At 72.6% G+C, this 4758-nt stretch carries 3 protein-coding genes; 1 reads left to right on the forward strand and 2 read right to left on the reverse strand.

The features are described 5' to 3' along the window. Nucleotides 1-819: LysR family transcriptional regulator (locus tag FM076_RS11120; RefSeq protein ID WP_173869905.1), on the reverse strand; the 819-nt coding region annotated here is incomplete at its 3' end. A gap of 240 nt (nucleotides 820-1059) precedes the next feature. On the opposite strand from FM076_RS11120, the gene snpA reads away from it, so the two are divergent. Continuing rightward, nucleotides 1060-1743 carry a snapalysin gene (snpA, locus tag FM076_RS11125; protein WP_173869907.1) on the forward strand — a complete coding sequence of 228 codons (684 nt, stop codon included), beginning with the start codon at nucleotides 1060-1062 and terminating at the stop codon, nucleotides 1741-1743. Between the two features lie 79 nt (nucleotides 1744-1822). Here the strand turns inward: snpA and pepN are convergent, their stop codons facing one another. Beyond that, nucleotides 1823-4525, reverse strand: coding sequence for an aminopeptidase N (gene pepN, locus FM076_RS11130; RefSeq protein ID WP_173869909.1), 2703 nt, complete (start codon nucleotides 4523-4525; stop codon nucleotides 1823-1825). Nucleotides 4526-4758: the final 233 nt, after the last annotated feature.

Genomic DNA, 4758 nt, shown 5'->3' on the forward strand with positions numbered 1-4758 from the left:
GAGGGGATCGCCCTCCAGAGGGACGATGGCCATGCCGGGGCGGGGCCGGGAGGTGGGCTGGCAGGGGGTGACGACCTCCCCCGCGGCGACCAGGTCGCCGGCGGACAGGTAGTCGCCGTGGACGAGGCGCGGATCGATCCCCGCCGCGGCGAACACCCGGCGCAGCCCGTCCCAGTCGCCGTCGACGCTGGGGTCCACCATCCAGGTGTCACCGGCGAGTTCGGCCAGCGCCACCGGCCGGCCGCCCCGGGCGGCGGGGTGGGCGGCGGGTACCGCGACGAACTGGGGCTCGCGCCGCACCAGGACGCGGAGTTCGACGGTCTCCGGCACGCGCAGCGGGGAGCCCTCGACCTCGTGCACGAAGGCCGCGTCGAGCTGGTTGCCGGCGACCATGCGCAGCAGGGTGTTGGCCGAGACGTCGGTCTGGAAGGTGATGTCGGTCTCCGGCAGCCGGGCGTGGAGGCGGCGCAGCCAGCCGGGGACGGCCCTGCTGCCCGTGCTGCCGAGCCGCAGCCGGGTGCCCGGTCCGGCGGGGCCGAGGCCGGCCGCGTCCTTGGCCTCCCGGACCAGCTCCGCCATCTGGGCGACGATGGGGCGGGCGCGGGTGAGGACGGTACGGCCGAGCGGGGTCGGCCTGCTGCCGGTGCGCTCGCGGGTGAACAGCTGGCCGCCCACGGCCTGCTCGATGCGGCGCAGCTGGGTCGTCAGCGACGGCTGTGTCATGCCGAGCTGGCGCGCCGCCTTGTGCACGCTGCCCGTGTCGGCTATCGCACACAGTGCACGAAGATGCCTCACTTCGAGCTCCACATCGCGGAGCATAACGGCGGTGTCGTACGTCACACCAGAGGGTGATGGGGCGGCTACGGGAGGGTGAACGCGGCCTCGGCGCAGGGGGATTGGCCGGGGTTATCGCCAGGTGGCATCATTCCGCGCCGCCGTCGGCTCGAACAGACTCTCCCCCGCAAGGAATCCGTTGGAATCCGTCCAGGAACCGGCGGCGCCCCCACGCCAGGACATCCCGGTGCGGCGCCGGTCCCCCGGAACCCGAGGAGACCCCCCATGAGATCCCTCAGACACCGCACCCCGGCCCTGTCCGCGGCGATCGGTCTCGGTGCGACCGTCGCCCTGGGCCTCGGCGCGGTCCCCGCCGCCGCCTCCCAGGCCCCCGCCACCCCCGCCACCCCACCGTCCGCCTCTTCCGGCCAGGCCCAGGGCTTCACCGGCGAGAAGCAGAGCGACAACGAGAAGTTCTTCAAGTTCATCGTCAAGGAAGCGCTCAAGAAGCAGGCCGAGAAGCCCGGCATCCAGCAGGTCACCATCAAGTACAGCACCAGCCGCGCGCCCAGCTTCCGCAGCCAGATAGCCAACAGCACCCGCGTGTGGAACTCCGCCGTGCGCAACGTGCAGCTCGCCGAGGGCAGCGGTGCCAGCTTCGAGTACCGCGAGGGCAACGACTCGCGCGGCTCCTACGCCTACACCGACGGCCACGGCAGCGGCTACATCTTCCTCGACTACGCGCAGAACCAGCAGTACAGCTCCAACCGCGTCGTCGCGCATGAGACCGGTCACGTGCTGGGGCTTCCGGACCACTACTCCGGGCCGTGCAGCGAACTGATGTCGGGCGGCGGCCCCGGCACGTCCTGCACCAACGACAAGCCCAACGCGGCCGAGCGCTCCCGCGTCGAGCAGCTGTGGGCCAACGGCGTGAGGGATGTCGCCTTCGAGAAGGTCGCCTTCCGCTGAGCCGGCCCCGCCACCGCACGTCCACCTCCCACACACCGGCCCCCGGCCTCATGGCCGGGGGCCGGTGCGCGCCGCCGGGTCAGGCAGCTGCCGCGTCGGCGGCCTGGGCGCGCAGGGCCCGCTCCACGCCGGCCCTCGACTCGGTCACCAGGCGGCGCAGCGCCGCGCCGGGCTCCGCCGAGGCGAGCCAGGCGTCGGTGGCGTCCAGCGTCTCCCGGGAGACCTGGAGGGAGGGGTAGAGGCCGAGGGCGACCTGCTGCGCCATCTCGTGGCTGCGCTGCTCCCACACGCCCTTGACGGCGGCGAAGTACCGCTCGGCGTAGGGCGCGAGCAGCTCGCGCTGGTCGGTCTGCACGAAGCCGGAGATGACGGCCTCCTGCACCGCGTTGGGCAGGGTGTCGCTCTCGACGACGGCCCGCCACGCCTCGGCCTTGGCCTCCGGGGTGGGCCTGGCCGCGCGGGCCGCGGCGGCGTGCCGCTCCCCCGCCGAGGTGGCGTCCCGCTTCAGCTCGTCGGCGATCTCGGCCTCACCGGCCCGGCCGGTGGCCGCCAGCCGCTCCAGGAACGCCCAGCGCAGCTCGGTGTCGACGGCCAGGCCCTCGACGGTCCGGCTGCCGTTCAGCAGCCCGGCGAGCAGGTCGAGCTGCGCGTCGGTGCGGGCCGCGGCGGCGAACGCGCGGGCCCAGGCGAGCTGGTGGTCGCTGCCGGGGCGGGCCGCGCGCAGCTGCTCCAGGGCGGCCTCGGCCCAGCGGGTGAGCCCGGTCTCCCGCCAGCCGGGGGCCGCGTACAGGTCGAGGGCGAGCTTGACCTGGCGCTGGAGGGACTGGACGACGCCGATGTCGGTCTCCTTGCCGATGCCCGTCAGGACCAGGTCCAGGTAGGCGCGGGCGGGCATCTCGCCGTCGCGGGTCATGTCCCAGGCCGACGCCCAGCACAGGGCGCGCGGCAGCGGGTCGGTGAAGTCGCCCAGGTGCCGGGTGACGACGGCCAGCGAGTCGGCGTCGAGGCGGACCTTGGCGTAGGTGTAGTCGCCGTCGTTGAGCAGCAGCACGTCGGGGCGCTTGCGGGCGCGGGGCAGCGGCACCTCGGTCAGCTCGCCGTCCACGTCCAGCTCGACGCTGTCGGTGCGCACCAGCTTGCCGTCGACCAGGTCGTAGAAGCCGACGCCGAGGCGGTGCGGGCGCAGGGTGGGCTCGCCGGTGGCGCCCGCGGGCAGGGCGGGTGCCTCCTGGCGGATGGCGAGCGCGGTGAGGGTGCCGTCCTCGCCGGTGGCCGGCTCGGGCCGCAGGACGTTGATGCCCGCGGTCTCCAGCCACGCCTTGGACCAGGTCTTCAGATCGCGGCCCGAGGTCTCCTCCAGGGCGCCGAGCAGGTCGGCCAGGCGGGTGTTGCCCCACTCGTGGCGCTTGAAGTAGGCGCGCACGCCCTGGAAGAACTCGTCCATGCCGACGTAGGCGACCAGCTGCTTGAGGACGGAGGCGCCCTTGGCGTAGGTGATGCCGTCGAAGTTGACCAGGACGTCGTCCAGGTCGCGGATCGGCGCCATGATCGGGTGGGTGGAGGGCAGCTGGTCCTGGCGGTAGGCCCAGGTCTTCATCTGGTTGGCGAAGCTGGTCCAGGCGTGCGGCCAGCGGCTGCCGGGGGCGTGCGCCTGGCAGGCGATGGAGGTGTAGGTGGCGAACGACTCGTTCAGCCACAGGTCGTTCCACCACTCCATGGTGACCAGGTCGCCGAACCACATGTGGGCCAGCTCGTGCAGGATCGTCTCGGCGCGGCCCTCGTAGGCGGCGTCGGTGACCTTGGAGCGGAAGACGTACTGGTCGCGGATGGTGACCGCGCCCGCGTTCTCCATGGCGCCCGCGTTGAACTCGGGCACGAACAGCTGGTCGTACTTCTCGAACGGGTACGGGTAGTCGAACTTCTCCTGGAACCAGTCGAAGCCCTGCCGGGTGACCTCGAAGATCGCCTCGGCGTCCAGGTGCTCGGCCAGCGAGGGGCGGCAGTAGATGCCCAGCGGCACGCTGCCGCCCGCCCGTCGCCCCCCACCACCCCCAGCGGACTGAGCTTCGCTCAGGCCCGCCCGTCGCCCCCCACCACCCCCAGCGGACTGAGCTTCGCTCAGGCCCCTCTTGTCTTCCCACGTGCTGTGCACGGAGTGGTACGGGCCCGCGATGATCGCCGTGATGTAGGTGGAGATCCGGGGCGTGGGCGCGAACCGCCACACGTGGTCCTCGGTCGGCTCCGGCGTCGGGGAGTTGGAGATCACCGTCCAGCCCTCGGGGGCGCGCACCGTGAACTGGAAGGTGGCCTTGAGGTCGGGCTGCTCGAAGGTGGTGAAGACCCGGCGCGCGTCCGGCACCTCGAACTGGGTGTAGAGGTAGGCCTGGTCGTCCACCGGGTCCACGAAGCGGTGCAGGCCCTCGCCGGTGTTGGTGTAGGCGCAGTCGGCGACGACCCGCAGCACGTGCGCGCCGGGCGCGAGCCCGGCCAGGGCGATGCGGGAGTCGGCGAAGACGGCCGCCGGGTCCAGCGGCGCGCCGTCGAGGGTGACCTCGTGCACGGTGGGCGCGACCAGGTCGGCGAAGGTGTCGCCCGCCTCCCTGGCGGTGAAGCGGACCGTGGTGACCGAGCGGAAGGTCCCGTTCCCGCTCCCGGCCTCGCCCGCGCGGGAGGTACCCCCGTGCTGCGCGCCGCTGAGGTCCAGCTCGATCTCGTACGAGTCGACGGTCAGCAGCTGTGCCCGCAGGCGGGCCTCTTCGCGCGTCAGATTCGTGCCAGGCACTTGGTGATCTCCCCACTCTCGCGAAACTCTCGCGGATCTCGACGCTGTGGTGCCGCCTCCATCCTTCCACGCGGTTGCGACACCCGGCGGCGGGCGTTCCCGCGCTGTTCAAGCGGGGGTCATCCGGGCTGCCAATGCACCACGGGAGAGGGCTAACCGCCTGAGTGACCTTTGTCCCGGGAGACCGTATGTCCGGCCGTATGTCCCGTCGCAGCCGCTCCGAGTCCCACTCC

It is taken from the genome of Streptomyces albus subsp. chlorinus, from assembly GCF_013302895.1.
Taxonomy (GTDB): Bacteria; Actinomycetota; Actinomycetes; order Streptomycetales; family Streptomycetaceae; genus Streptomyces; species Streptomyces chlorinus.